The sequence below is a fragment of the Marinospirillum alkaliphilum DSM 21637 genome, from assembly GCF_900119735.1.
Lineage (GTDB): Bacteria > Pseudomonadota > Gammaproteobacteria > Pseudomonadales > Halomonadaceae > Marinospirillum > Marinospirillum alkaliphilum.
In genome coordinates this window covers 87,419-113,653 of sequence record NZ_FPJW01000002.1, presented here as the reverse complement: position 1 = coordinate 113,653, position 26,235 = coordinate 87,419, and the positions used below count along the sequence as shown (strand labels likewise).

The 26,235-nt window shown below is 54.6% G+C and carries 23 protein-coding genes; 8 read left to right on the top strand and 15 right to left on the bottom strand.

Annotated elements, in window-relative coordinates:
• Positions 1–11: 11 nt before the first annotated feature.
• On the bottom strand, positions 12–1,346 hold the full coding sequence (locus BT114_RS03750) for an NAD(P)/FAD-dependent oxidoreductase (protein ID WP_072325009.1): 1,335 nt from the start codon (positions 1,344–1,346) through the stop codon (positions 12–14).
• Between the two features lie 153 nt (positions 1,347–1,499).
• Complete coding sequence (gene tcdA, locus BT114_RS03745; protein WP_072325286.1) at positions 1,500–2,285, bottom strand: tRNA cyclic N6-threonylcarbamoyladenosine(37) synthase TcdA; 786 nt, start codon at positions 2,283–2,285, stop codon at positions 1,500–1,502.
• A 122-nt stretch (positions 2,286–2,407) separates the two neighbouring features.
• On the opposite strand from tcdA, the gene BT114_RS03740 reads away from it, so the two are divergent.
• Together BT114_RS03740 and BT114_RS03735 are read left to right on the top strand one after the other, a co-directional pair.
• Positions 2,408–3,337 carry a D-2-hydroxyacid dehydrogenase gene (locus tag BT114_RS03740; RefSeq protein ID WP_072325008.1) on the top strand — a complete coding sequence of 310 codons (930 nt, stop codon included), beginning with the start codon at positions 2,408–2,410 and terminating at the stop codon, positions 3,335–3,337.
• Positions 3,338–3,476: 139 nt separating this feature from the next.
• Positions 3,477–3,800, top strand: coding sequence for a hypothetical protein (locus BT114_RS03735; protein ID WP_072325007.1), 324 nt, complete (start codon positions 3,477–3,479; stop codon positions 3,798–3,800).
• 121 nt (positions 3,801–3,921) lie between these two features.
• Here BT114_RS03735 and cls read toward each other — a convergent pair whose 3' ends face one another.
• Entirely contained in the window at positions 3,922–5,373 is a 1,452-nt protein-coding gene (gene cls, locus BT114_RS03730) for a cardiolipin synthase (protein ID WP_072325006.1), read from the bottom strand.
• 249 nt (positions 5,374–5,622) lie between these two features.
• Between cls and BT114_RS03725 the strand changes: the two genes are divergently transcribed.
• Both BT114_RS03725 and BT114_RS03720 read left to right on the top strand, forming a co-directional pair.
• Positions 5,623–6,150, top strand: a complete 528-nt coding sequence (locus tag BT114_RS03725) for a putative pterin-binding protein (protein ID WP_072325005.1) — start codon at positions 5,623–5,625, stop codon at positions 6,148–6,150.
• Positions 6,151–6,152: 2 nt separating this feature from the next.
• Positions 6,153–7,553: a sensor histidine kinase gene (locus tag BT114_RS03720; RefSeq protein ID WP_072325004.1), complete on the top strand. Its 1,401-nt coding sequence runs from the start codon at positions 6,153–6,155 to the stop codon at positions 7,551–7,553.
• Between the two features lie 188 nt (positions 7,554–7,741).
• Here the strand turns inward: BT114_RS03720 and BT114_RS03710 are convergent, their stop codons facing one another.
• From BT114_RS03710 to BT114_RS03685, 7 genes are all read right to left on the bottom strand, one after another.
• Positions 7,742–10,033: a heavy metal translocating P-type ATPase gene (locus BT114_RS03710; RefSeq protein WP_072325002.1), complete on the bottom strand. Its 2,292-nt coding sequence runs from the start codon at positions 10,031–10,033 to the stop codon at positions 7,742–7,744.
• An 89-nt stretch (positions 10,034–10,122) separates the two neighbouring features.
• Positions 10,123–10,572: a DUF411 domain-containing protein gene (locus BT114_RS03705; protein ID WP_072325001.1), complete on the bottom strand. Its 450-nt coding sequence runs from the start codon at positions 10,570–10,572 to the stop codon at positions 10,123–10,125.
• A gap of 16 nt (positions 10,573–10,588) precedes the next feature.
• Positions 10,589–10,720, bottom strand: a complete 132-nt coding sequence (locus tag BT114_RS15250) for a hypothetical protein (RefSeq protein ID WP_281249013.1) — start codon at positions 10,718–10,720, stop codon at positions 10,589–10,591.
• Between the two features lie 10 nt (positions 10,721–10,730).
• Complete coding sequence (locus tag BT114_RS03700; RefSeq protein WP_072325000.1) at positions 10,731–12,452, bottom strand: multicopper oxidase family protein; 1,722 nt, start codon at positions 12,450–12,452, stop codon at positions 10,731–10,733.
• 38 nt (positions 12,453–12,490) lie between these two features.
• A complete protein-coding gene (locus BT114_RS03695) occupies positions 12,491–12,931 on the bottom strand; it encodes a hypothetical protein (protein WP_072324999.1) in 441 nt (146 codons plus the stop codon).
• Between the two features lie 74 nt (positions 12,932–13,005).
• Positions 13,006–14,928 carry a methyl-accepting chemotaxis protein gene (locus BT114_RS15245; RefSeq protein ID WP_072324998.1) on the bottom strand — a complete coding sequence of 641 codons (1,923 nt, stop codon included), beginning with the start codon at positions 14,926–14,928 and terminating at the stop codon, positions 13,006–13,008.
• Between the two features lie 81 nt (positions 14,929–15,009).
• On the bottom strand, positions 15,010–15,585 hold the full coding sequence (locus tag BT114_RS03685) for an RBBP9/YdeN family alpha/beta hydrolase (RefSeq protein ID WP_072324997.1): 576 nt from the start codon (positions 15,583–15,585) through the stop codon (positions 15,010–15,012).
• Positions 15,586–15,766: 181 nt separating this feature from the next.
• Between BT114_RS03685 and BT114_RS03680 the strand changes: the two genes are divergently transcribed.
• The 3 genes from BT114_RS03680 (at position 15,767) to BT114_RS03670 (ending at position 19,187) form a co-directional block, all read left to right on the top strand.
• Positions 15,767–16,930 carry a pyridoxal phosphate-dependent aminotransferase gene (locus tag BT114_RS03680; protein ID WP_072324996.1) on the top strand — a complete coding sequence of 388 codons (1,164 nt, stop codon included), beginning with the start codon at positions 15,767–15,769 and terminating at the stop codon, positions 16,928–16,930.
• 32 nt (positions 16,931–16,962) lie between these two features.
• Positions 16,963–17,760, top strand: a complete 798-nt coding sequence (locus tag BT114_RS03675; protein WP_072324995.1) for an amidohydrolase — start codon at positions 16,963–16,965, stop codon at positions 17,758–17,760.
• A gap of 86 nt (positions 17,761–17,846) precedes the next feature.
• Entirely contained in the window at positions 17,847–19,187 is a 1,341-nt protein-coding gene (locus tag BT114_RS03670; RefSeq protein WP_072324994.1) for a diguanylate cyclase, read from the top strand.
• Here the strand turns inward: BT114_RS03670 and BT114_RS03665 are convergent.
• Genes BT114_RS03665 through BT114_RS03655 form a run of 3 tightly spaced genes read right to left on the bottom strand, consistent with a single transcriptional unit; the run spans position 19,173 to position 22,582 of the window.
• Positions 19,173–20,393: a GNAT family N-acetyltransferase gene (locus BT114_RS03665; protein WP_245770383.1), complete on the bottom strand. Its 1,221-nt coding sequence runs from the start codon at positions 20,391–20,393 to the stop codon at positions 19,173–19,175. The two genes, BT114_RS03670 and BT114_RS03665, sit on opposite strands and share 15 nt — an antisense overlap.
• Positions 20,390–21,154 carry a pseudouridine synthase gene (locus BT114_RS03660; RefSeq protein WP_072324993.1) on the bottom strand — a complete coding sequence of 255 codons (765 nt, stop codon included), beginning with the start codon at positions 21,152–21,154 and terminating at the stop codon, positions 20,390–20,392. The genes BT114_RS03665 and BT114_RS03660 overlap by 4 nt, the downstream gene beginning before the upstream one ends.
• 9 nt (positions 21,155–21,163) lie before the next feature.
• Positions 21,164–22,582, bottom strand: a complete 1,419-nt coding sequence (locus BT114_RS03655; protein WP_072324992.1) for an amidase — start codon at positions 22,580–22,582, stop codon at positions 21,164–21,166.
• A 202-nt stretch (positions 22,583–22,784) separates the two neighbouring features.
• Here BT114_RS03655 and BT114_RS03650 point away from each other — a divergent pair, with 202 nt between their 5' ends.
• Positions 22,785–24,002 (top strand): pyridoxal phosphate-dependent aminotransferase, encoded by a 1,218-nt coding sequence (locus BT114_RS03650; RefSeq protein WP_072324991.1) that lies wholly within the window; start codon positions 22,785–22,787, stop codon positions 24,000–24,002.
• Between the two features lie 7 nt (positions 24,003–24,009).
• On the opposite strand, the gene BT114_RS03645 is transcribed toward BT114_RS03650, so the two are convergent.
• Together BT114_RS03645 and BT114_RS03640 are read right to left on the bottom strand one after the other, a co-directional pair.
• Positions 24,010–24,948, bottom strand: coding sequence for a p-hydroxyphenylacetate 3-hydroxylase reductase component (locus BT114_RS03645; protein WP_072324990.1), 939 nt, complete (start codon positions 24,946–24,948; stop codon positions 24,010–24,012).
• Between the two features lie 80 nt (positions 24,949–25,028).
• Positions 25,029–26,198 (bottom strand): p-hydroxyphenylacetate 3-hydroxylase oxygenase component, encoded by a 1,170-nt coding sequence (locus BT114_RS03640; protein WP_072324989.1) that lies wholly within the window; start codon positions 26,196–26,198, stop codon positions 25,029–25,031.
• Positions 26,199–26,235 lie beyond the last annotated feature (37 nt).

The window sequence follows — 26,235 nt, the reverse complement described above, 5'->3', positions numbered from 1 at the left end:
TCATTGTCTCCTTAGATCTTGCCTTCAAGCATGGCGTAATAAGCAGGACGCAGCATGCGATCTTTCATCACCCACACCGTCCAGGACTCAGCCATCGGATCAATGAAGGAGAAGGATGGAATCATGGCCATGTTATCGGCCCAGCCAAACTCAACCAGCATGGCTTTACCAATACCCGTGATCAGCGGGCAAGAGGTGTAACCGTTATGTTTGGCAGGCAGCGGACGGCCTTGCAAGTGGGCCAGAATATTCTGCTCAAGCACACCCGCCTGCATTTTCACGCTGGCCGCAGTTTTGTTCAGTGCCATACCCATCACATCACCGATACCCCAGACATTGGGATAACGCTCGTTTTGCAGGGTTTCGCGATTCACTTCCATCCAGTCCACAAAGGGGCCTTCCTGGAAACGCAACGGGCTGTCCAGCAGCGCCTGTGGAGCAGTCATCGGTGGCACCACATGAATAAAGTCGTAATCACGGGTGACATCTTCCGAGTCACGCACAGCAAAAGTGGCCTTTTTGGCATCAGCATCAATGGCCTTCAGCGTGTAAAAGTCATTACGCTTCACACCCTGGTCAGTAAAGCGCTGACGCACAAAGGCATGCACCTGCGGCTGACTGAACAGACCACCGGATGGTGTCATGAACTCAACATTAAACTGGTCGCGACGGCCAGTTGCTTCCAGCTTGGAAAGCGTAGTGAAGGTCATTTTCAGCGGAGCACCGGCACATTTGATGGCGGTAGGCGCCAGTGTGAACAGGCCGGTACCGCGACCACTGGCCACCCAGCGATTGATTTCGTCATTGGTGGCAGCAGCGGCATCAATGCTGGCATAAACACTGCCAATACCCTTGCCCTGACCAATCAGACGGGTGTCCATGCCTTCAATGCGCTCATAACGCAGCTGCAGGCCGCTGGCGACAATCAGGTAGTCATAATCAACTGCCTGACCATTATTCAACACGACCCGATTGTTGTCGGGATCAAACTCGGCAACCATTCCCTTGACCCAGTTCACACTGCGCGGCATCCAGTCAGCAGTATCACTGATGGCCTTGCTCTTGTCCCAGGCTCCGGAAGCAACCAGCGTCCAGCCAGGCTGGTAGTGATGCTTTTCACGGGCATCAATCACCGTGATACGGGCACCATTCAGGCTACGAGACAAGCGGTTGGCCATCGCTGTACCACCGGCACCAGCACCGACAATAACAATGTGGGCATTGGTATTTACCGCTTTGGCAGCACCGGCAGTCAGGGCCAGAGGGCCAACCACACCAGCACCAACACCGAGTTTTAAAAGATCGCGTCGGCTGACGCTTTCAAAGGGAAGGGTTTTCTTCGACATGAACCTGGCTCCTGCTGAGATGTATTTTTTATGAGCGCAGGTTAATTTAGCGTTTATGCGACCACCGGTCGCTGCTACTTTAGTGTATATGAATATGTTCTTTGCTTATAAAAATGATGCCGATCAAAAAAACGATCAGTTTTTGTTGACCACTCACCTTTTTATCAAGCGCTCAATCAGTCGCTGTGCTGCAACAAAACCAAAGGTTCCCGTCACAAAACTTGCCGAACCAAAACCACTGGCACAATCAAGTTTTAAAGCCTCACCCGGCTCAGGTTTCTGGCAAGCCACACTGCCATCCGGTTGTGGATAAACCAGTTGTTCGGTGGAATAAACACACTCCACTTCAAAACGTCGCTTAGGATTGCGACTGAAACCATAATCCCGCCGCAACAGATTGCGCACCTTGGCCAGCAGGGGGTCCTGTGTGGTTCGCGCCAGATCGGCAGTGGTCACCAATCGCGGGTCCACCTGCCCACCAGCACCACCCACCACCACCAACTTAAGCTTGTTGCGACGGCACCAGGCAATCATTGCCGCCTTCACAGGCACGGTATCCGTTGCATCCACCACAGCATCAAAACCCTGCCCCAGCTTTTCAGCAAGATTGCCCGGTGTGATAAAACAGCTCTGGGCATCCACCCGCAACTCCGGATTGATCTGCAGCAGGCGCTCAGCCATCACCTCAACCTTGGAACGCCCCACCGTGCCATCCAGTGCATGCAACTGGCGATTGATATTGCTGGTGCAGACATCATCCAGATCAAACAGGGTGATATGACCCACACCTGTACGCGCCAGGGCTTCTGCTGTCCAGCTACCCACCCCGCCGATACCCACCACGGCAACATGCGCTGCTGCCAGACGCTCCAGCCCGGCACGACCATAAAGACGAGCGATGCCACCAAAACGGAACAGATAATCATCAGACAAGGTCATGGCATTCAAAACAATACATCCTGGCAAGACGGATAAGGTGAAGTGGTCATTGGCGGCAAAGTATAATGCCTCCTTTCCAAGTCTCATAACGGATAACCGAACATGAAAACGGGGAGCTCAACATGAAAGGTGTACTGCTGGACGGTAACAGCCTCGGCCCAGGCATGGATTTTTCTTCCATCCGCGCACAGCTGAGTGAACTGGTGATCTGGCCAGCCACGCAACCCGAAGCGGTTGCTGAACGCATCACTGATGCCGAAGTGCTGCTGGTCAACAAGGTATACCTGGGGCGTAATGAACTGCTGGCAGCACAAAAACTTCAGCTGATTTGTGTGCTGGCCACCGGCATGAACAACATCGACCTGAACGCTGCAGCTGAGCTGGGCATACCGGTTCGCAATGTGCAGGCTTATGGCACCGCCAGTGTTGCCCAGCACACCCTGATGCTGATGCTGGCCCTTGCCACACGCCTGCCGCTTTACCAGCGCTCGGTGGCTGCAGGCGAATGGCAGCAATCACCTGCCTTCTGTTTGATGCAGCATCCAGTGACCCAACTGGCAGGTAAAACGCTGCTGCTGGTGGGTCATGGTGAACTGGGCCGTGAAGTGGAACGCCTGGCACAGGCTTTTGGCATGCAGGTTCAGATTGCTGCCCGCCCGGGCAACACACAAGATCACCGCCCGGCACTGGACAGCCTGCTGCCTCTGGCTGATGTCATCAGCTTCCACTGCCCGCTGAATACTGACACTCACAATCTGCTGAATGCCGAGCGCCTGCAACGGGTAAAAAGTGATCTTCTGGTTGTTAATGCAGCGCGCGGCGGCATCGTGAACGAAACCGATGCTCTGAATGCCCTGCGCGAAGGCCGTATCGGTGGACTGGCCGTGGACGTATTGAGTGAAGAACCACCAGTACGGGGCAATCCGCTACTGGACGCGCTGAATGAGCCGCTCAACCTGATCATAACCCCTCACAGCGCCTGGCTGGCACCGGAGGCCCGACAGAAGATTCTGGATCTGACCGCACAGAATATTGCTGCACTGAAACACTGATGCCGTTTTTACACCTGCCATGCGATTCCTGCATCCTGGCGGGTGACAAAGACCAAAGTCTTAAATTTTCAGGTTGTTAAGTTTTGCCTGGCTGCTACCATCAGAATTCATTACAAAAACAAAAGCAGAGGTGAATACCATGAATGATCCTTCACGCAACCAGCACATTGAAGACAATTTCTATACCTTTAACGACAAGTTCATCGAACTTTTTTCTGATATCAAAAAAGGCCTGGAAGCCTGTGGTGGCCATCAGAAAGACATTACCGTGATGGACGGCCTGATCCAGGCCCTGCAACTGGGTGACTATGCCAGCGCCCGCACCCAACTGCTGAACGCAAAGCTTGAGCCACTGCTGGAAGAAACCTTCGACAACCTCAAACTCAACTCGGATCTGACCTCCCTGCGCATTCGGATGGCCAATCTCGGTCTGCTGGAAGCTGACGCTTCCCACTACCTTTGATTTTTTACCCTGAATCCTGATTTCTAATTCAGTGATAAAACCTGACCAGGTTAGGCCCGGTATAAACTGGGCCTGACAGTCTCCAATGCTCAGTTAATCCTTGTTGCCCTAATAGGTCTGATTACAACACAGGAGCAAACAGGTAGGCTGCTCTTGATCTAGCCTTGTGCCAGACAGAGAGCTGACTGACATCATCCAGCTGCATTTTTCTGGAACGAGCAAAATCCTCTTCAAACATGACCTGTACGTCAGCAGCGAATGGACGGTCCAATACCAGGGCGGTCACTTCAAAATTCAAACGAAAAGAGCGGTTATCAAGGTTCACTGTACCTACCGCTGCCATGCTGTCATCAATCAAAAATGCCTTACCATGCAAAAAGCCTCCCTGATAACGATAAATTTTTACACCTGCCTCCAGCATCGGCTGCAAAAAAGCATAAGCAGCCCAATATGTCAGCGTGTTATCTGTTCGCTCAGGAATCACTATTCGGACATCAACACCATTCAGCGCAGCCAGTTTTAGCATGGTCTGCACCCCTTCATCTGGTACAAAGTAGGGGCTGGATATCCAAATGCGATGATGGGCAGAATGAATGGCTTGCTGAACCATCAGGCTTGCAGTTTCGAAACGATCGGCTGGCCCCGAGGGCAGTATCAATACCGGTGCAGCATGGCTGGTATGAATACTGGGAGTCCAGGGTAAATCCAGTATTTCCTCAGTTGCCCAATGCCAATCCTCTGTAAACACTAACTGCAAAGCCAAAGCTGCCGGCCCCTCAACAACCATATGGGTATCACGCCAGCGGCCTAAACGTGGATGCCCATAAAGATACTCCTCGCCCATATTAAATCCGCCCAGCCAGCCTGTCTGACCATCTACCACTACAATTTTTCGGTGGTTACGGAAATTTAGCTGGAAACGATTTCCCACCCCCCGATAAGAGTGAAAGTGATGTACCTGAACACCTGCTTTTCTTAACTCATTCAAGTAACTGAAGCTCAGCGCGTAACTACCGATCTCATCGTACAGCAGGTATACAGAAACACCCTCACGCGCCTTGGTTATCAAGGCGTCCTGCAACTTAAGACCTATCGCATCTGACTGAATGATGTAGCTTTGCACCAAAACATAACGCTGCGCCGCTGCAATACCAGCAAAAATACTTCCGTAAGCCTCTTCACCATCCACCAGCAAAGACACATGATTGCCTGCCAGTACCGGCAATTTAGCCAAACGTTCAATACCAGCGATATGCCGATCAATACTGGAGCCGGAATAACGCTGTGACTGAAGCTCAGCCAGCTTACTGGTTAACTTCTCTGACAAAAGTGAATCTTCATCACGCCGAGATGACACATAACCCTGGAAACGACTGCGGCCAAATACCCAATAAGATGGCACAGCGACATAAGGCACCGTATTTAGAGAAACAATCCAGGCAACTGCGCCAGGCGCAGTTCGGGTTGACATCATGGCATCAAAAGAAGACAGCAACCCCAGCAAATGCGCAAATAACACAAAAACCCACCAGCGCGGACGCCATTTTGCCAAAAGACCAAGTCGAGCTGCCATTCAAGATCCTTGTTCCACAATGATAAAACGACTAGAAAAACCTGCCGCTTCCACTACTGCTACAGCATAAACCTGATTTCCCACATCATCTAAGAAGACTCTTGCAAAGTCAGTGCGGCTAGTCAAATCTGGACTGACAGCTTAGACTCACAGGCACTCAACAAGCTGAAGTGCCTTACAGTTAGTTACAGGACGCTCACCCAGAAAAAACGCATAATTGGCATTTGAATAAAATGCACGAGGCCCTGCATGCGTTTTCCTGTCCGGTTCACCAGTCGTCTTTTTGCCCTCCAACTGATCCTGTTGCTGACTGCCGGTCTGATTCAGGCCAGCGAGCTGCCCAGCCCTAAAGGCCCGATTCTCCTGACCATCACTGGTGAGATACGTCACACCAACCGCCCGGATCAGGCTGTGTTTGACCGGGGGATGCTGGAAAGCCTCGAACAGCGCACCACACAGACCCACACCCCCTGGGCGGAAGGCAGCCATGCCTATTCCGGCCCACTGGGTCGTGCACTATTAGAGGCAGTGGGAGGCGAAGATGCTCGCCTGATGCGTATCACTGCACTGAATGATTTTGTTGCAGAAATGCCGGTCAGTGACTTTCTGGACTATGAAGTGATTCTGGCCACCCACAAAAATGATCGCGTATTGCGTGTCCGTGACCGTGGCCCGCTGTTTGTGATCTATCCCTTTGATGAATACCCGCAGCTGAACACTGAAATGCATTACAACCGTTCCGTCTGGCAGGTACGCTCCATCGAGTTGGTGCGCTGAGCATGCCAACACAGGAATTCTCGGCACTGCACCGCAAGGCTGGCTTCTGGTTGCTGCCGGGTATTGCCGTGCTGTTCCTGCTGGCGGCACTGACCCTGCTGTTTGTGCTGCAGGGGCGTGAACAACAGATTCAGGCTGCAGAACGGGACGATGCGCTCTGGGCGGCTTATCAACTGGATCGGGAAAACCTCAAGTTTGCTGCCCAGCTCAGTCAATACCAACTCAACCCACAAGGGCATGACTGGCATGACGTTGAGCTGCGTTTTGAAATCCTTTACAGCCGCATCACCCTGTTGCAACAGGGACAGTTTGCACGGGTGTTTGGTGCTGCCAATTTAACGGCAGAGCGCAGCTTCTGGGCCATCCAGCTGATAAAAGCCATGGACCAGCTGTTTGAGTCCGACCAGGCCACACAACCGGAAGGCATGGAGCAGTTATTAGCCTTGTCGCTGCAACTGCAACAGACCACCGAACCCTTGATCGCACACATGAAAGGCATCAGTGCTCAGCTTAATACCGAAAGTCGCGAGCAGTTGCGCCAGCTTTATCGTTACCTGATTCTGCTGGTGATCCTGCTGACCCTGACCATGAGCCTGATCATTGGCCTGCTGATCCGCAAGATGCAGGAAGCACGCACCGCACAACAACAAGCCCAGCAAATGGCCGCCGAACTGGAACAAACCGCCCGTCAGGCAGAGGCTGCCAGCCGTGCCAAATCTGACTTTCTGGCCACCCTCAGTCATGAAATCCGCACCCCGATGAACGGCGTGATGGGGCTGGCTGACTTGCTGCGGGAAACCCCACAAACCACAGAACAGCGCCGCTTCACCGATGCCATTTTTAACAGTGCCCGCTCTTTGATGCTGCTGCTCAATGACTTGCTGGATATCTCACGACTGGAGGCTGGAAAACTCCTGCTGGATGATCAGGACGTTCACCTCAGTCCCTTTTTGCAGGAAGTGATGGATTTTTTTGCCGCCGGACTCAATCAAAAGCCGGTTCACCTCAGCTGGTCACTGGCACCCGAAGCAGATGCCTGCTACCACACTGATCCGGTGCGCCTGAGACAGGTGTTGCTGAACCTGATCGGCAATGCATTGAAGTTCACCGAACAGGGGCAGGTTCAACTTGAAGTCACCCAGAACAAGGATGGCCTGCATTTCAGTGTTCAGGACACCGGTCCCGGCATTCCTTTGAAGGTGCAGGAGCAGCTATTTGAAGTGTTCACCCAGGCAGACTCCAGCATCTCCAGACGCTACGGCGGTACCGGGCTGGGGCTGGCCATCAGCAAACAGATCGTTGAACGAATGGGCGGCAGCATTCAGGTTAAAAGCCAGCCGGGGGCAGGCAGCTGTTTCTCCTTCAGCCTGCCCCTGCAGCCCAACGCCTTAACCCAACCCTGAGCAAGCCTACTCTGGCGGTTTTTTATGCTCCGGTCGCCCCTTCCGGTGCAACAGCAAATGAACAACCATACAAGCGGGCATCAGTAACAACAGCCATAAACCACTCCTGTCATCCAGACTCACCCAGAATAAACCTGCACCCAGCATCAGCAGACAAATGAACAGCATTCCCGTGGACTGATGTTTCATCACAGGCCGCCTCCAGCAACAGGCTTGAAGTTGCGTTTCAACAACATGGAATTGCCAATAACAGAAAGAGAGCTGGCCGTCATGGCGATAACACCTATCATCGGATGCAAAAGCGCCAAAGCAGCAATGGGCACTGCTGCCAGATTGTAAATACTGGCCCAAACCAGATTCTGGACAATTTTTCTGAAGGTCGCTTTAGACAACCTCATGGCCTCAACCACTCCAGTCAACTCACCTTTAACCAGGGTGACATCAGCCGCCTCTATCGCTACATCAGCACCAGCACCTATGGCAATTCCAACATTGGCCTGAGACAGGGCTGCAGCATCGTTGATGCCATCACCCACCATTGCCACGACCTGTCCGTACTTTTCCTGCAGTTCACGCACTATCCTGACTTTGTCTTCCGGCAGCACCTCGGCATAAACCTCATCAATGCCAACCTCATCAGCTACAGCCTGCGCTGCTCGCTGGTTGTCACCCGTAAGCATCACCACTCTGAGGCCCATCTGGTGCATGCCTTCAATAGCAGCAAAGGACTCTTCCTTCAGGGTGTCAGCAACTGCCAACAAGCCCAGCAACTGACCATCGGCGGCCAATAGAATCACAGTTCGGCCACGTGACTCCAATTGCAGCATGGCCTCTTGCATTGCAGCTAATCCCTGAACATCAGATTCTTCCAGCAAACGATAATTGCCGATCAGAATCTTGCGTCCTTCAACCTCACCGGAAACACCTCTGGCACCCGTGGATTGAAAGGATTGGACGCTGGTCATGGACATCTCTTTTTCTTCAGCAGCATTAACAATTGCTCGTGCAATCGGGTGTTCTGAGGCTTTTTCCACGCTCGCCGCCAAATGCAGGAGCTGATTCTCATCCACTCCTTCAGCAGCTTTCAGTTCGGTCAATCGAGGCTCCCCCCGGGTGATGGTGCCGGTCTTATCCAACACCATCACCTGAATATCCTTGAAGGTCTGAATTGCTTCACCGGATCGAATCAAAATACCCCTTTCAGCCCCTATACCTGAACCCACCATCAGGGCTGTTGGTGTTGCCAGTCCCAACGCACAGGGACAAGCAATCACCAATACAGCAATGGCAGCCAGTAATCCCAGCACCGGTGATGAGGCTTCTGCATTTACCCAGGGTAAAAAGCCTTCCCCCCAGTAGAGTACCGGTCGCATCAGGTCAGCAAACAACCACCAACCGAACATACTGAGCAGTGCAACCAGAATCACCAGGGGTACAAAACGCCCGGTCATGCGGTCCGCAAACTCCTGAATCGGCACTCGTGTCCCTTGCGCCTGATCAATCAACTTCACGACCTGAGATAAAAAAGTATCCTTACCAACACGGGTCGCCCTGACTCTCAGGCGCCCTTCCTTGTTAAGTGTTGCCCCCAGAACGGAGTCGCCCAGCGCTTTATAAACCGGCAAGGACTCGCCTGTCGCCAATGACTCATCAAGATGACTTTCCCCTTCTATCACCTCACCATCGGTAGGCACCTTGTCACCAGGACGCACCACCATAATGTCACCTGGCTGCAGCTCTTTGACAGCCACTTCAACTTCTTTGCCATTACGCTCAACCCAGGCTGTTTTGGCCCCCAAATGAAGCAACTTTTTGATCGCCTGAGAAGCTCGCCCTTTCGCCAGAGCCTCCAGATAACGCCCAAGCAAATGGAAGGTCATGATGGTGGCAGCCATCTCAACAAAAGAAGTCATCGGGAAGAAAAAACCTAATAACCCCAATAAATAGGGAGGCAAACTACCCAGAGAAATCAGCACATCCATATTAAACGTGCCGTTCTTCAATGAACGCCAGGAAGCCCGGTGTGTTGCTGCACCTCCACCCAGAAAAACCACTGGGAAGGCTAACAAAGCAACAATCAGCAAGTATCCGGGCAGCGGTTGCCAGAACATGTGTGGCAACATCAGCAGCATGATCAAAGAAGCAGGTATGCCTGCAATCCAGAGTCGTCTGCGTGCCTGAAGCAAATAGTCGGCTTCTATTTCTTCATCTGACTGCTCAGCCTCGCCATCTTCGGCCCTGACGCTGGCAACGTCATAACCGGCACCCTCAACTGCTGTGCGCAGCAGTGCTTGATCAATATCGCCGGACTTCACCACAACCCTGACCAGGTGACGGGCAATATTTGTATCCAGAACCTCAACACCATCCAAACGCTGCAAGGTTTTTCTGACAATACCGGCACAATGATCCGAGCCCATGCCCGGAACGATCAGCTCAATCACCGGTTCAGTTACGGGTGACTGGTGTTGTTTTTTCATAGGTCTTGCCTCCAACCAGGCCGAGCAAACAGGGTGACCCTCCTGGCAATCAAAGCACCAGGCTTCACTCGACCCGGTTATGTTTGCTCTTATTGGTTGTAGCTTGACCAGACTTCCAGCCGCTCTGTTTTCAGATCAAAACCTATCACGTCATAGGAATCCAATCGTCCGGTTTCCATACCCGGTGAGCCATGCGGCATGCCAGGCACAGCCAGCCCGGTGATGGCAGGTCGCTCCTGCAGCAAGCGCTGGATGTCACTGACCGGCACATGTCCCTCGATCAGATAACCTTCGATCACTGCGGTATGGCAGGAAGCCAATTGTGGCGGCATTCCCAGTTCCTGCTTCTTGCGATTGAGATGAATCAGATCCACTGCTTCCACTTCAATGCCTGCCTCACGAACGTGATCGATCCAGTCATTGCAGCAACCACAGCTTTCCGATTTGTAAACGGTCATGGCCTGCGCCAGCAGGCTGCTGGAAAATCCCAGCAGCACTGCAGAGAGGCCTACCCGACACCAGTATTGACTGATCGACATGCAGCACCCCCTTGTTTCATTTTTTTCCAAACAGGTATTTGATCAGTGCGGCAATACTCAACACCACCAGCAACAACAGACCAAATCCGACCAAGGGCATCATCCAGCCCATCATGGCTCCGCCTTCCTGCATTGAATGCATCATCATATTGGTACCCTCACTTCACCAGGATGCTGGCCATCATGCCCAGCTCTTCATGTTCAATGATGTGGCAGTGGAACATCCACTCCCCCGGCTGCTCAAATACCAGACGAATTTTCTGGCGCTGGTTCGGTTTCAGGTTGATGGTGTCTTGCCAGCTGCGCCATGCCGGTGGCTGCCAGTTACCCCCGGCATCCTGTACTGCCACCACCTGAAACTGGGTGCCATGAACATGGAAGGGGTGGTCCATGTGAGACTCATTAAAGACTTCCCACTCTTCCACCTGCCCGACACGCCCCTCAAACAGGATGCGTCCTGGCTTGAAAGTTTCACCGTTGATCATGAAACGAATAGGCGGACGCTCAGCCAGCATGCCGCCTCCCATCATGCCGTGATCGCCATGACCACCAGCCATCATCCCGTGACCACCATGTCCACCACTCATCATGCCGTGACCACCTGCCATCATGCCATGCCCCCCTTGGCTGCCATGATCAGCGTGGGCATCATGGCCAGGCTGCTGCGTCTGGCCACCATGGGCAACATGATCATCCGTTGCACCACCCATGGCATGACCGGGCATTTCTTCACTCAATACCACTTTGCGCTGCACCGCTGGCTCACCCAATGAAGGAATGGACGTCAACCGGGCAGGCAAAGGGATGACCGACTGCACATCGGCATTGGAGGTATGCAGGGTCAGCAGGGTTTCGGTTCGGGTATAGTGGGCGGGTACGGGTCCCATCCAGTCGCGGTCATAAGGCAGTTTCTGCAGGGCAAAGGTCTGCCCCTTGCGCTCACTGGCACGTACCAGCAAATCACAACGCTGACCAGGCACCAGCAATAGCTCGTTCAGTGCCACTGGCTGCTCCAGATAACCACCATCCGTACCGATCAGTTGCAGCCCATGATCTTCCAACTGCAGGCGCAGATAACGACCGGCGCAGGCATTCACCATCCGCAAACGGAAGGTGCTGCCGGGTACCACATCCAGACGTGGATTACGCTGACCATTCACCAACAGGATGTCACCTTCACGGCCATTCATCCAGTCCACTCCGGTATGGGGAGCAACCCGTGCGTCGGCATCCAATCGCAGGTCAGTGACCATCAACAGGTAAGAAGGAATGGCTGCTGGCATGGGATCCTGCTTCGGACGCACCAACAGGGCACCGGCCAGACTGTGTGCAATCTGTTCAGCCAGGTAATTGTGGGGGTGTGGATGAAACCAGTGCAGGCCTGAATTGCCCTCCGGGACGGTGAACCGATAGGTGCGACTGCCGTGGGATGGAATCAGGTCATGGGGACCACCGTCTTCACTGACAGGCACTTTGACGCCGTGCCAGTGAATGGTGGTGGGTTGCGCCAGATGGTTGTTGGCAACCACTTCCACCTGATCCCCTTCGGTGATTTCAATCAGGGGTGCCACCTTGCCGTTGTATAGCCACAGCTCGGTACTCACATCTGCGGTCAGCGGCACCCGGGTGGGCTGCATGTTCAAAGTGGCACGAAACTGTGGCGCACTGGCCTGATTGGCAATGCGCGGCAAGGCTTGCAGGGGTTGATGCTGGGGCAGTGCTGCAGCCCAGTCCGGTGTATTGGCAGCGGTACCACTCACACCATGTTGATGGCCGGCAGCAGAACCATTGCCATGATCATGACCACCCGGCATACAGGCAGCCAAAGGAGTAACCATAAAACCCAGCGCCGCCAGGCGCAGAAATTCACGACGTTGCATGATAAAAACCTCATTGATGACTGAAAAAACAACAGCATTCAGATCAATGGGTTTTTGGGCGGACGATCCAGGCGGGAGGTGAGTGTGAAGGCCAGGCCAGTTGCAGCCAGCACGGGGGTTTCAACCAGCAGTTGCAAATCACTGGTATTACGACTGATCAACAGGGAGCAATAACTGCACTGGGTGCAACGCATCTCATGGCAGTTGTCCTCTGCTGCATCACCCGTTACAGATGCAGCATGCAGACCATGATGGGATGAGTGACTCATGCCCGGTAAGGAGGCAGCACTGGATTCGACCGATGAATCCATCACCTTTTCATTACAGGGAACGACCTGCATCTGTTGTGATGCAGCTGAAGCATGCAGTGGTACTGCAAGAGCTGACACGGGCAGCAACAAACCCAACACAAACACCAGCAGCAGCAAGCTGCCGGTGATTCTGCGGTGTGCATGAAGCCGTGTCAGGTTTAAAGACATGCGGGCTTTCCCAGTAAGTGTGTTTTTAAGACTAACAGTTAAGCAACAAGTTGCAAACCTTATCCATCTATTTATTAGACCTTTCTTAACTGGAAGCTACGCACCGACTCCTCCAACTGCCCCGCCAGTTCTTCCAACGACTCTGCAGCCGCAGCAGACTCCTCCACCAGCGCTGCATTTTGCTGTGTCACCTCATCCATTTGATTCACAGCCAGACTGACCTGTTCTATGCCCTGGCTTTGTTCATCTGAGGCGGAAGAAATTTCCACCATGATGGCTGTTACATTGCGAATGGCCGCCACCACATCCTTCATGACCACTCCGGCCTCATTAACCAGCTCACTGGTATGCTGTACTACAGCAGCTTCACCACTGATCAATTGCTGAATTTCCTTGGCTGATGCAGCAGAACGCTGCGCCAGGGTGCGAACTTCACTGGCCACCACCGCAAAACCACGACCGTGTTCACCGGCCCGAGCTGCTTCCACTGCAGCATTTAAAGCCAGAATATTGGTCTGGAAGGCAATACCATCAATCACACTGATGATGCTGGTGATCTTGTCGGTACTCTGGGTCAGCTCCTGAATGGTGGCAACAGCACGCGCCACCTTCTGCCCACCTTCATCCGCCTTTTTACTGGCATCCAGCGCCAGCTGGTTGGCTGCTGCGGCATGTTCAGCATTGAGCTTTACGGTGCTGGTCAACTCCTCCATGCTGGAAGCCGTTTCTTCCAGACTGGAAGCCTGTTCCTCGGTGCGCTGTGACAAATCCGCGTTACCAGCAGAAATTTCCCTGGCCGCCACATGAATGGCAGCTGCAGCTTCACGAATGGCCGCAACCCGTTGTGATAGTTGCTGTTGCATACGATGCATGGCAGCCATCAGGCTGGAGTTATCCCCATCACGCAAGGGAATGGGGTGATCCAACCTGTCTTCAGCAATGCTGTGAGCAATGGCCATGGCCAGCACCGGCTCACCGCCCAACTGTTTCAGCAACTGATGAATCAACCGAGTCGCCAACAGCAACGTCAGCACCACCACCAGCAAAGCGACACCCCCAAACAGTAACATGCCCTGGCGTGCACCCACCATCAAGGCCTGAGCAGAGGTCAGCAGGTCGGTCGCCAACCGTTCCTCCACCCGGAACAATTGATTGATACGTGCTGTGGACTGGGCAAACCAGTAAGGTGCTTCAACGGTTAAACGAGCAGTCTGCAAGTGTTCCACCGCATACTGCTTGATGCGTGCCACCTCATCCACTTCACGCCCCTGCAAACTGGTATCAAAAAATGCCTGCTGACCCGCACTGGCATAAAAAGCAAACTGTCGCAGAAAACTCTGCTGCTCAGCGGCATTAGACAGATAACGCACCTGCAGCTCGGGTGTAAAACGCCCCAGGCTAAAGGTATTGGTCAGCAGCGCCCGCTCAATGCCCGCATGCTCCTTGCCATACAACAGGTTGCTGTAAGCCAGGGCCTGACGGGAAATCTGACGATCATCACTCAACGTGACCAGGCTGGCTGGCACAGCTAAAAGTTGGGCAATGGTTTGGGTGTAATAACTGATGGCTTGTGGACCGGCAATATCCTGGCGGGTAATTCGTGTGCGGGTGGCTTCCAGACCATCCAGACCACTACGAGCAGTGCGAATCAACTGAGCCTGGGCAGAACCGAAACGCGTGATGTCCAGCGTTTCCAGGCGCTGCTGTAATGCTGCACGTGCCTGATCTGCGGCCTGGCGCTGACGGGGTAACTCTGCTGCAAAATTCACCCCTCCACTACCCAGAAAGCCAGCGCTCATGCCTCGCTCGATCTGCAGCTCATGAGCCAATGAACCCATCAGTACCGACAGCTCCACACCCTGTTCCAACTGCTGCATGGTGTCAGCCAGAGTGACGCGCTGCATCACCCCCTGGCCAGCAAACATCAGCAGGAAAAAAGCCGGAATGCCGACCATCAGGATGAGCTTTGTTTTTATTCCCAGGCTACGGGTCTGCATGACACCCCCTTATTTGCACCAGAATGGTGCCTATTTCCCCTGAGAGTATAGGCGTATTATTTTCTGGTGCAAAAGAAAGTCTCAGGCTGCCCGAACGGAAGTATCTGCCTCTTTCAACAGGCGGTATAACCAGTAAAACCCTTCTTCCCAGCGATGATGCCCAGATGCCACATTGATATGCCCCACTGCACCGAGAATCTGATGCTCAACCTGCCAGTAACCCGCCAGTTCAGCCACTCGCTCGGCGCTGGCTGCCGGGTCATTCAGTGAACCCAGCACCAGTGCCGGAAATGCCAGCGGTGTTTGTGGAATCGGTGCAAAAGGCAACAGGGCCGATGGGCAGCCGGTGCGCTCCACATCTGCCGGAGCCACCAGCAAGGCTGCTTCCAGCTTTTGTAATTGTGCCGGACTGGCCTGTGCAGCCCAGCGCACCAGGTTGATGCAACCCAGACTGTGGGCAATCAATACCAGTGGTTTTTCCGCCTGGCTGACCTGCTGATCCAATGCCTGCAACCAGTCGGTCGGATCGGGTTGATGCCAGTCGGCCACCTGCAGTCGCTCGGCACCCGGCAAGCAGGCCTGCCAGTGGCTTTGCCAGTGATCCGGCCCTGAACCCTGCCAGCCGGGAAGAATCAGAAACTGCCTGTCTGCCGCCATGATCGGAATCCTGCACTTGCTGCGAATGAGGCAGACTATAAGGCACCCTAAAAACAACAAAAAGGAATATTAAATTCTATTTTTATTCCAAATATAAATATAAAGCACCCATCTGAGCGCTTCATCCCAGACCCTCAAATCCATTAGACTGAGCGTTCACTTCAATGCGGCGGGCTTTTTCATGTCTTTTGCAACACCGGCTCTGGTTTCCAGGTTGCCCAGGGTTGGCACCACTATTTTCACCACCATGTCACAACTGGCACTGGAGCATCAGGCCATTAACCTGTCACAGGGTTTTCCGGATTTTGATGGCCCGCAGGAGTTGCTGGATCGGGTAGGGTTTTACATCCATGAAGGAGCCAACCAGTATGCCCCGATGAGTGGGGTGCCGCTGTTGCGCCGTGCCATTGCTGACAAGCTGAGGCGTTGTTACGGGCGTGAAGCCGACCTGGAGCGGGAAATCACCGTCACGTCCGGTGCCACTGAAGCCCTGTTTGCGGCCATTGCTGCAGTGGTCAGCCCCGGTGATGAAGTGATCGTGTTTGATCCGGCTTATGATTCCTACGAGCCCGCCATTGAGCTCAATGGCGGACGAGCCATCCACCTGCCCCTCTTGCCACCGGAGTTTCGCATCAATTGGGAGGCGGTTGCCGCTGCCATCACCCCGCGTACCCGGATGATCATCCTGAACTCACCCCACAACCCCACCGGCCAAGTGCTGCATGCTGATGACATCACGGCGTTGCAAGCCCTGGTTGAAGGCACTGAGTTATTGATTCTGGCTGACGAGGTGTATGAACACATCGTTTTTGATCAACAGCAGCACCTCAGCCTGAACCGTTTTCCGGATCTGGCAGCTCGCAGTTTCATTGTCTCCTCTTTTGGCAAGACCTATCACGTCACCGGCTGGAAGGTTGGTTATTGTGTGGCACCTGCCAGCCTCACGGCAGAATTCCGTAAAGTGCACCAGTACCTGACCTTCAGCACCAGCACACCGATGCAACTGGCACTGGGTGACTTCCTGCTGGCAAACCCCGAACATGACCAGCAGTTACCGGATTTTTATGCTGAAAAACGTGATCTGTTCAACGGCCTGTTGCAACACAGCAGTTTTATTTTCTCACCCAGTGCAGGCACCTATTTTCAATTGATGGACTATGCTGCCATCAGTGACCTGCCGGACACTGAATTTGTGCAATGGCTGATCCGGGAAGCCGGTGTAGCGGCCATTCCACTGTCGGTGTTTTACCAGCAGCCACCGGAACACCTGCGCTGGGTTCGCTTCTGTTTTGCCAAGGGTGCCAACACCCTGCAACAGGCAGCTGAACGCCTGCGAGCACTGTGATTGTTCGTTCCACCCGCTTCAGGAAAACCGCCATGCATCGCTCATCACCCTCACAGGACCTGCGCATCACCCTGATCCAGACCGAACTCCACTGGCAGCAGCCGGAAACTAATCGGCGCATGCTGACCGACAAGCTGGCACCCCTGGCGGGCAACACCGATCTGATCATCCTGCCGGAGATGTTCAGTACCGGTTTCAGCATGGCACCGGAACAGTTGGCCGAACCGGAACCGGGTGAAACCCTACGGTGGATGCAACAACAGGCACAACAAACCGGTGCGGCCATCACCGGCAGCGTGATGGTGCAGGATGACCAGGGTTTTCGAAACCGACTTTACTGGGTTACCCCGGATGGCCAGGTGCAGCACTACGACAAGCGCCACCTGTTTCGCATGGCCAGTGAGCAGGAGCATTATGTGGCGGGTCAGCAGCGGCTGGTGGTGAACTACCGGGGTTGGCGGATACTGCCACAGGTGTGTTATGACCTGCGTTTCCCGGTATTCAGTCGTAATCGTGGTGATTATGACCTGGCCATTTATGTTGCCAACTGGCCGGAAAGCCGCCGACATGCCTGGCGCATACTACTGCAGGCACGCGCCATTGAAAACCTGAGTTATGTGGCCGGCGTGAACCGTGTTGGCACCGATGGCAAGGGGTTGAGTTATTCCGGTGACAGCCTGCTGGCAGACTTTGCCGGACAACTGCTGCTTGATCACCAGGCCGGTGGTCGTTTTGTGGAAACCCGCACCCTCAGCGCCGAACAGCTGAATGGCTTTCGCAACAGCTTTCCGGCCTGGCAGGATGCGGATGATTTCAGCCTCCTCTCCTGATACAGAATGCGACCTATTCCTGACTGACAGTGCATAAAAATCACGCTAAAGTTGCGCTGTTGATCCATCAAATCCGGAGTCCTGCATTGCGCGAGCGGTTGCTGAAAGTCATTCATTCACCCTGGTGTCTGCTGCTACCGCTGCCTTTCTGGGCGCTGGTGGTTGGTTTTTTATACCTGCAAAACAGCAGCACTCTGCAGGATGCCGGTTATGAAATGGCGCGCCAGCGTGGTGAAGTCGCCTTTCACCTGGTGCAAACCCTGCGCTACTGGAATGCCCAGCACGGCGGTGTATACGCCCCCCTGACCGAAACCACTCCGGAAAACCCCTATCTGGATATACCGGAAAAAACCATTGTTTCCCCTTCTGGCATGGCGCTGACCAAACTCAATCCTGCTTACATGACTCGCCAGGTGGCGGAGCTGATGCGGGGCAGCAGTCTGGAAATCAATCTGACCAGCGACCAACTGATGAACCCGAACAACCAGCCGGATGCGTGGGAAAGTCAGGCCTTAAATCGACTGAAAAATCAGGCCCTCTCAGAGTATGTGGAGGTAGTGGGTGACCGCTTTCGTTACATGGCACCGCTTTATATGGAACAAGGCTGTATGGCCTGCCATGCCCACATGGGATATCAACTGGGTGATTTTCGTGGTGGTTTAAGTGTCAGTTTTCCGGTCAGTTATGTAAAACGCCTGACCAACGACCTGCATCGTGAAAGCCGCCAGACTCACTTGCTGGCCTTCCTTTTGCTCTGCATCACCGGCTCGCTGGCCATTTATGGTCTGCAACGGCTGCTGAAATACCTGCAACTGGAGCGCAGCCAGCGTGAAAGCATCATTGAACAGCGCACTGCCAGTCTGCACCAGGAAATCAACCGCCACCGTGAGTCCCAGGAACGCCTGAGGTTTCTGGCCCATCATGATGAGTTGACCGGAGTGGCCAACCGGCGGCGCATCCTGCAGGAACTGCAACGCCTGATGCTACAACAGGAGCTGCAACCGGAACGCCATCTGGCACTGTTGATGCTGGATATTGATCATTTCAAACGAGTGAATGACACCCATGGTCATGATGTGGGCGACACAGTGCTGAAAGGCTTTGTGAAAACCCTGCAACATGAACTGCGCCGGGATGATCTGCTGGGGCGTTATGGTGGCGAAGAATTTTTGATCCTGCTGCCCGATACACAAATGAATCAGGCCTGGCAGGTAGCCGAGCGCCTGCGCCTGGCGGTGGAGGCAGCCAGTTACCAGCATGATGAGCTGGAACTCAAAATCACCACCAGTCTGGGCATTGCGCTTTATGCAGTTCAGGACAATATCAGTCAGGACGAGCTGATCAATCGTGCCGACACAGCACTCTACCAGGCCAAACGTGAAGGACGTAATTGTTGTGTGATCTGGCAAGCATCAGCCAGTGATTGAATCCGGCGAGCTGCGAAAGGGCAGCAAGCCGGTTGCATCTTCACGATAAGCCGCCACCATCGGGCGCTCCCGCTCCAGAAAGTCGGCCACTGCGGCAGCAAAAGAAGCCTTGGGCAACCAGTGCAATGAGTGAGTGATCACCGGTTCAAACCCCCGTGCAATCTTGTGTTCACCCTGAGTGCCCGGATCAAAACGCTGCAATCCCTGCGCTATGGCATATTCGATGCCCTGGTAATAACAGGCTTCAAAATGCAGGCAGTCTGCCTCCACCAGTGCGCCCCAGTAACGCCCGTAAAGTGTGGTGGCATCCTGAAAGAACAAGGCCGCTGCAACCGTTCGCCCCTGATGCTCGGCCAGCACCAGCATCAACTGCTCCGGCAGGGTCATCAACAGCTGTTCAAAAAAGGCCAGGGTCAGGTAACCCCGCTGCCCTCTCAAGGCATAGGTCATCTGGTAACAGTGATAAAACACCTGCAACTGCGCGGCGGTGATTGCAGCCCCCACAACCCGCTTCAATACCAGTCCCTGTTCAGCCACCTTGCGCCTTTCCCGGCGAATTTCCTTGCGGCGCTTGCTGGTCATACCCGCTAAAAAGTCATCAAAATCGGCATAACCCCGGTTGAACCAGTGAAACTGGCAGGCGTGGCGCTCCAGCAGTTGCGGCCAGTGCTGACGGAGCGGTTTAACCTGAGAGACTTCGGCAAACAACAGATGCCAGCCAGACAGACCGGCATCAAACTCCTGCTGCAAGGCCTCCTGCAATACCTTCAGCACCGCTTCAGTTGAGATGCCATCCGCAAGCAGCAAACGCGGCCCCTGAGCCGGCGTGAAAGGCACCGCACTGAGCAGTTTGGGATAATAATCCTGCCCTGCTGGCCCACTCAGGGGATCATCAGCAATAGAATCAGCAAAATGACGGTAGGCCTCGGCCCATTGAAAATCAAAAACGTACTCCCCCCGGGAATGAAACTTGCGGTAGAGGGGTAAGGCTGCCACCAGCCGCCCCTCCTGCCAGGCCGTCCAGTGTTGTGGTTGCCAGCCGGTGGCGGCACTGACACTGCCACTCTGCTCCAGCGCCAGCAACAGCTCATGACGCAGGAAGGGATAAGCCGAATCAGGCAAGAGTGCATTCCAGTCTGCTGCCGGTACGGCCTGCATGCCATCCAGCCAGCGCCCCTGCAAGGTTTCTGGTTTGAGTGGATTCATACTGAAACCTGCATTTCAACGGGAACATCAGCAACATGACGCGCCGGGCGGCAATCCAGCAGGGTGATTTCTGCCGCAGTCAGCATGCGCCACTGTCCGGGTTGCAGGCTGGCATCCAGCGTCACCGCACCGATGGATTGCCGGTGCAAACTCACCACCTTGTTGCCAACCGCAGCAAACATCCGCTTCACCTGGTGGTAACGCCCTTCATGAATGGTCAGCAGTGCCTGATGACTGGCCAGCAGTTGCAGCTCAGCCGGTCGGGTGGTCAGGTTTTCATACGCAAAATAAACACCCTGCTGAAACACCGCTGCGGTTTCAGGGCTGATCGGATCACGTGTAGTCACCCGATAGGTTTTGGGCAGTTCAGAATCCGGCAAGGACAAATGCCGTGACCAGTGGCCATCATTGGTCAGCAGCAACAGACCGGTGGTATTGAAATCCAGTCGCCCCGGCAGGTGCAGTTGGTCTTTCCAGGGGGCATCAATCCAGTCCAGCACGGTAGGGTGTTGAGGATCACGGGTGGCACTGACACAACCGGCCGGTTTGTTCAGCATCAGGTAACAGCGCGGGACACCCTGCTGCAGGCATTGCCAGTCACCATCCGGCTGCTGAATTTCAATGCTGGAAAATGCATCCACGGCAGCATGAGGATCGCAGGTCAACCGGCCATCCAGCCGTACCCGCCCGTCCTGTAATAACTGACGGGCGGTTTTACGGCTGAGGTGTGGGCGATTGCTTAAAAAGCGGTCAAGGCGCATGACCGTGGATTATAGGCCAAACAACTCCGGGCGGATATGTGTCAGTGGTGCCGCCCGCTGGTAGCTGTGTGCCCCCCGCAACACCAGTGCATCCTGATGCCGACCACCCACCAGTTGAATGCCCACCGGTAGTCCGGCAGCAGTGAAACCACAGGGCACCGAGCAGGCCGGTTGACCGGTCAGGTTGAAGGGGTAGGTGAAGGGTGTCCAACTGGGCCAGCGCGAATCAGCCCAACCATCGGGTACTTCCTGCCCAGTAGTGAAGGCCGGGATCGGCAGACTGGGAGTCAGCAGCAGGTCATAACGGGCATGAAAACGCCCCATCTGCTCGGTCAGGGCTGCCCGCTCATTCATGGCGGCCAGATAATCCAGCATCGACAAACCTTCGGCCCAGTTGACCACTTCGATCAGACCGGGATCCATCAGCTCGCGCTGGCCCGCATCCAGGCTGCGCACGGCATTGGCGGCACCACCATAAAACAGGGCATTAAAACTGTCTCGCGGATCGGCGAATCCCGGATCCACTTCATCCACCTGCGCACCCAGCAATTGCAACAACTCAGCGGCCTGTTTCACCAGTGCTGCCACCTCCGGATCCACCTGCACCCGCCCCAGCCTCGGACTGAAGGCTATCCGCAACCCCTTGATGCCTCCATCCAGTGCATTCAGGTAAGAGGTCGCTTCAGACTGTCGTGGTGGCAGGGTGGTGTCCCGCGCGTCCGGCAACCCCATCACATCCATCATCAAGGCTGTATCGGCCACCGTCCAGGTCATTGGCCCCGGATGAGCCAGAGGTGCAAAAGGAGAAGCAGGCCACATCGGAATCAGTCCATGGGTGGGTTTGTGCCCGACCAACCCACAAAAACCGGCGGGAATGCGAATGGAACCTCCGGCATCCGTGCCCAGTGCCAGCGGTGCCATACCCAGCGGCACCGCGGCACCTGAACCGCCACTGGAACCACCGGCGGTTTTGCTGACATCCCAGGGATTATTGGTGGCACCACACAAAGGGCTGTCGGTGACCCCCTTCCAGCCCAGCTCCGGTGTGGTGGTGCGCCCCAGTGCCACAAAACCGGCACGCCGCAGACTGGCCACCACCGGTGAATCTTCGATATAAGGTTTGCCATCGCTGGTTTTTGAGCCTTTTAGATTCGGCCAGCCAGCCGTCACAAACACATCCTTGATAGCCACCGGCACACCATCCAGCGGCCCGATTTCCAGACCACGCATCCAACGCTCTTCACTGGCGCGCGCCTGTTGCAGGGTGGTCTCTTCATCCAGAAAACACCAGGCATTCACCTGTTCATCCAGACGATGGATCTGCCTTAAAAACGCCTCGGTGGATTCCACCGGAGACAGCTCACCGGCAGCATAAAGATCAATCAGTTCCAGAGCGGTCAGCCCTTCAATCCGGGTGCTTCCGGTCATCAGCAAGCTCCTTGGCACGGGTGGTATATTGTTGATCACAACCTTGACCCTAGACCCAGAAAGCCAGAGGGTCAAATCCACCGCGCCAGCAAAGCACCTGATAAACCCATTCGGCTTGACCCTCTGCCGGATGACTTCTAGCCTGAACGCATGCCCCTGCGGGGATCATCTGGAGGAAGCACCTGACCACCTGGAGTTGCCAATGAGTGTGACGGACACAGACATGTACGACCGTTCCGAAGTTTCCATGTTCGGGCCTTCCATGCACGCGATACCCATGCCGGGCATCCGGCGCATGATCAACATGGCTGCAGGCAAGGAGGATGTGATTCACCTGTCCATCGGCCAGCCGGATTTTCCCACTCCTGAACACATCATCGAAGCACACATTGATGCCCTGCGTGCCGGTCAGACGGGTTACACCATGGATGCCGGTCTGCCGGAACTGCTGACTGCACTGCGCGATTATTATGCTGAGCGTTACAAGGTGGATCGCCTGACCGAAGAGAACTTCCTGATCACCACCGGTGCCACCGAAGCCATGTATCTGGCCCTGTCGGCCACTGCGGCACCTGGGCGTCAGTTCATCTGCACCGATCCGACCTTTCTGCTCTATGCACCCTTGATTCGCATGAACGGTGGTGAGGTGAAACTCATCCCCACCCGTGCCGAACACGGTCATCAGATCGATCCGCAGGAAGTGATTGATGCCATGGGCATGCGCACCTTTGCCATCGTGCTCAACTCACCCAGCAACCCCACCGGCACCGTTTATCCACGGGAAACCGTGGAAGCCATCGTGCAGGAAGCTGCCTATCGAGGCATTTATGTGTTTGCCGATGAAGTGTATGACCACCTGATTCTGGATCACATGGAGTTTCCCAGCGTGATCAGCTGCACCTCGGATCTGGATCACGTGATGTCGATCTCCAGCTTTTCCAAGACCTTCAGCATGGCGGGGTTGCGTATCGGCTGGATCATTTCCAGCCAGGGAGCCATCCGCAAACTGAGGCGTTACCACATGTTCACCACCACGGTGGCCAACACCCCGGCACAATGGGCGGGAGTGGCAGCCTTGCGCGGGGATCGTTCCTGTGTCGACACCATGGTGAGTGAATACCGCCGACGGCGAGACAGAGTAGTGGAGCTGGTTAATGACGCACCCTGGCTGCAGGGTTATGTACCCCAGGGCGCGTTTTACATCTTCCCGTCCCTGCCCAGAGGCACCGACGGCAGCAAACTGGCCTTGCAGCTGCTCGACGAAACCGGGGTCTGTGTGATCCCCGGTGACGCCTTTGGTGAGGAATGCTCCAACTACATCCGCATCAGTTATTCCAACTCCATGGATCAGATCGAAGAAGCCTTCGAACGCATGATCCCCTGGCTGAAAAAACAGAAGCTCGGCAAGGATTACAAATGAAGCGACCTTAACGAGCAGCCAGCTGAGTCAGCACTTTACGGAAGGTGTCCAGCTCCTGCTGGCTGAAATCACCAAACATCTTCTCTTGCTCCTGCCGGGACAAGGCCCACAGGGTTTCAGCCTGGGCTTCACCAGCTGCGGTAATGCTGTAACAGTCGTCACCAAACTGCACCAGGCCCTTGCGCTGAAGGATGGCTGCCGCATTGTCAACTTCGACCTCTGGCATGTTCACTTCACGCAGTAATTCAGCACGACAGAGTTTAGGTGTTTCCTGCAGCACCATCAGCATGCGTGCTTCACTGGTGCGCAAGCCGGTGGAGAGCTGCAGGGGTGCATAATCAGCCTGGTAAGCCCGCACTGCCTGAGTCATCAGGTAATAAAGATTGTCTTTAAAGCGGGATTTTAAACGTTCAATGGCAGCCGGTTCGTTGTCCTTGCGAGCAGGAAAACGTGAGTGAGGCATCACTACCGCATAACTGCCCTGATGATAAACCAGGGGCGCACGACCACTGTCTTCAAACGCCACCACTTTACCGATCAGAATCCAGTGATCTCCACCGTCAACAGTCTGGTAACTTTCACACTGGAAACAAGCCGCTGTATCCGGCAGTAACGGCGCACCACCCAATCCGGTTGTGGCATGAACACCTGCAAACTTGTCTTCACCAGGGCGAGCAAAGTGGTTAGAGGTATCCATCTGATCTGCAGCCAGGATGTTTACAGCAAAATGGCTGGCCTGCTCAAAAACAGCACAGCTGCCAGAGCGTTTATCGATACTCCATAAAATCAACGGTGGTTCCAGCGATACAGAGTTAAAACTATTGGCGGTTACACCGGTTTTCTGTCCATCGGGTGTAGCGGCAGTCACAACCGTAACGCCGGTGGCAAAGTTGCCCAGCGCACGACGGAAAGCTCTGGAGTCGAATTCAGTGACAGTGTGGCTCATGGCGGCACCTGATAACGGGTTCAAAAAAAGAAAGTGCGGACCCGGCGCAACCTTTAGATTGCACCGGGTGAATTGCGGGATTAAAGCAGTGCGGGATCGGGCTCCATGCCCAGCAGCTCACGACCCAGAATCTGGGCACAGACATCATAATCCGTATAAGCATGGGCGGCAGTCATGTTGGACTCATGCCACAAGCGCTGGGCTTCACGGTCTTCATACCAGCAGGATGCACCCATGACGGCCCACAGACGGTTGACCGCCTCCACACACATCTTGACGGCATAAGCCTGATTGGTACGCCAATGAGCCAGCGTATAACGATCTGGATACTGATGACGTTCACCATACTCCTTGTGTTCATTCCAGGTTTTTTCCAGATAGGCACGTGCTGCTGCCACCTGCTGGTAAGACTCGGCAATGCGCAAGAGCGGTGGAATCGACTCACGCACAGCGGCACCGGTGTAGGCCCGCACGCGGTTTTTGGTCAGGTCCTTGTAAACCTCGATCATGCGCTCCGCCACACCCAGACTCATGGAAGCAAAACCACTGGCAAAGTAGGGGCGGTAAGGGGTATGGAAAATCTTGCTGTCTGGATAAAGCGGACGACCGGCATGACGACCTTCCATCATGTCTGCCGCGGCCTGGATGCGATGTTCAGGCACAAACACCTTTTCAATGCGGGCTGTTTTGGTACCACTGCCCTGCATGCCCACAGAATACCAGTCATCAATGATGGTGAACTGGCTGCGTGGAATCACTGCAAAGCTGTAGGCTTTTTCTTCCGGTGTTCTGGAGCGCACAAAACCAACAATGATCCAGTCAGCATGATCCACACCGGAGCTCCACTTCATATCACCGGTAAAAATGATGCCGCCTTCTGCTTCCTCGTATTTACCAAAGGGGGCAATACTGCTGGAAGCCACTGCATCAGGGTTTTCACCCCAGAACTCATCCTGAGCCTGCTTGTTGAACATGGCCATCTGGTGGTTATGGGTACACAACAGGCTGTAAGCCCAGGCAGTGGAACAGCAGGCACCGGCCAGCGCAGCAATACAGTCAGTAAATTCTGGCAGGGAAATCTCCAGGCCACCGTAGGCCTTTGGCAGGAAAGCACGATTCAGACCGATGCCATGCAGCATCTGAATGTTTTCATCCGGAACCCGGCGCAGTTCGATCGCTTTCGGCGCATTGGCACGAATGGCAGGCAGGATTTCCTGAAGCTTGTTGAGCATCGGGTTAACTTGTTTCATGGAAGCGGTGTCCTCTCGTTTTGAGCTGTTGTTGTGT

Excerpts from the sequence above, each read along its gene's own strand:
- BT114_RS03750 (WP_072325009.1), bottom strand. The coding sequence starts at position 1,346 with ATGTCGAAGAAAACCCTTCCCTTTGAAAGCGTCAGCCGACGCGATCTT.
- tcdA (WP_072325286.1), bottom strand. The coding sequence starts at position 2,285 with ATGACCTTGTCTGATGATTATCTGTTCCGTTTTGGTGGCATCGCTCGT.
- BT114_RS03740 (WP_072325008.1), top strand. The coding sequence starts at position 2,408 with ATGAAAGGTGTACTGCTGGACGGTAACAGCCTCGGCCCAGGCATGGAT.
- BT114_RS03735 (WP_072325007.1), top strand. The coding sequence starts at position 3,477 with ATGAATGATCCTTCACGCAACCAGCACATTGAAGACAATTTCTATACC.
- cls (WP_072325006.1), bottom strand. The coding sequence starts at position 5,373 with ATGGCAGCTCGACTTGGTCTTTTGGCAAAATGGCGTCCGCGCTGGTGG.
- BT114_RS03725 (WP_072325005.1), top strand. The coding sequence starts at position 5,623 with ATGCGTTTTCCTGTCCGGTTCACCAGTCGTCTTTTTGCCCTCCAACTG.
- BT114_RS03720 (WP_072325004.1), top strand. The coding sequence starts at position 6,153 with ATGCCAACACAGGAATTCTCGGCACTGCACCGCAAGGCTGGCTTCTGG.
- BT114_RS03710 (WP_072325002.1), bottom strand. The coding sequence starts at position 10,033 with ATGAAAAAACAACACCAGTCACCCGTAACTGAACCGGTGATTGAGCTG.
- BT114_RS03705 (WP_072325001.1), bottom strand. The coding sequence starts at position 10,572 with ATGTCGATCAGTCAATACTGGTGTCGGGTAGGCCTCTCTGCAGTGCTG.
- BT114_RS15250 (WP_281249013.1), bottom strand. The coding sequence starts at position 10,720 with ATGATGATGCATTCAATGCAGGAAGGCGGAGCCATGATGGGCTGGATG.
- BT114_RS03700 (WP_072325000.1), bottom strand. The coding sequence starts at position 12,452 with ATGCAACGTCGTGAATTTCTGCGCCTGGCGGCGCTGGGTTTTATGGTT.
- BT114_RS03695 (WP_072324999.1), bottom strand. The coding sequence starts at position 12,931 with ATGTCTTTAAACCTGACACGGCTTCATGCACACCGCAGAATCACCGGC.
- BT114_RS15245 (WP_072324998.1), bottom strand. The coding sequence starts at position 14,928 with ATGCAGACCCGTAGCCTGGGAATAAAAACAAAGCTCATCCTGATGGTC.
- BT114_RS03685 (WP_072324997.1), bottom strand. The coding sequence starts at position 15,585 with ATGGCGGCAGACAGGCAGTTTCTGATTCTTCCCGGCTGGCAGGGTTCA.
- BT114_RS03680 (WP_072324996.1), top strand. The coding sequence starts at position 15,767 with ATGTCTTTTGCAACACCGGCTCTGGTTTCCAGGTTGCCCAGGGTTGGC.
- BT114_RS03675 (WP_072324995.1), top strand. The coding sequence starts at position 16,963 with ATGCATCGCTCATCACCCTCACAGGACCTGCGCATCACCCTGATCCAG.
- BT114_RS03665 (WP_245770383.1), bottom strand. The coding sequence starts at position 20,393 with ATGAATCCACTCAAACCAGAAACCTTGCAGGGGCGCTGGCTGGATGGC.
- BT114_RS03660 (WP_072324993.1), bottom strand. The coding sequence starts at position 21,154 with ATGCGCCTTGACCGCTTTTTAAGCAATCGCCCACACCTCAGCCGTAAA.
- BT114_RS03655 (WP_072324992.1), bottom strand. The coding sequence starts at position 22,582 with ATGACCGGAAGCACCCGGATTGAAGGGCTGACCGCTCTGGAACTGATT.
- BT114_RS03650 (WP_072324991.1), top strand. The coding sequence starts at position 22,785 with ATGAGTGTGACGGACACAGACATGTACGACCGTTCCGAAGTTTCCATG.
- BT114_RS03645 (WP_072324990.1), bottom strand. The coding sequence starts at position 24,948 with ATGAGCCACACTGTCACTGAATTCGACTCCAGAGCTTTCCGTCGTGCG.
- BT114_RS03640 (WP_072324989.1), bottom strand. The coding sequence starts at position 26,198 with ATGAAACAAGTTAACCCGATGCTCAACAAGCTTCAGGAAATCCTGCCT.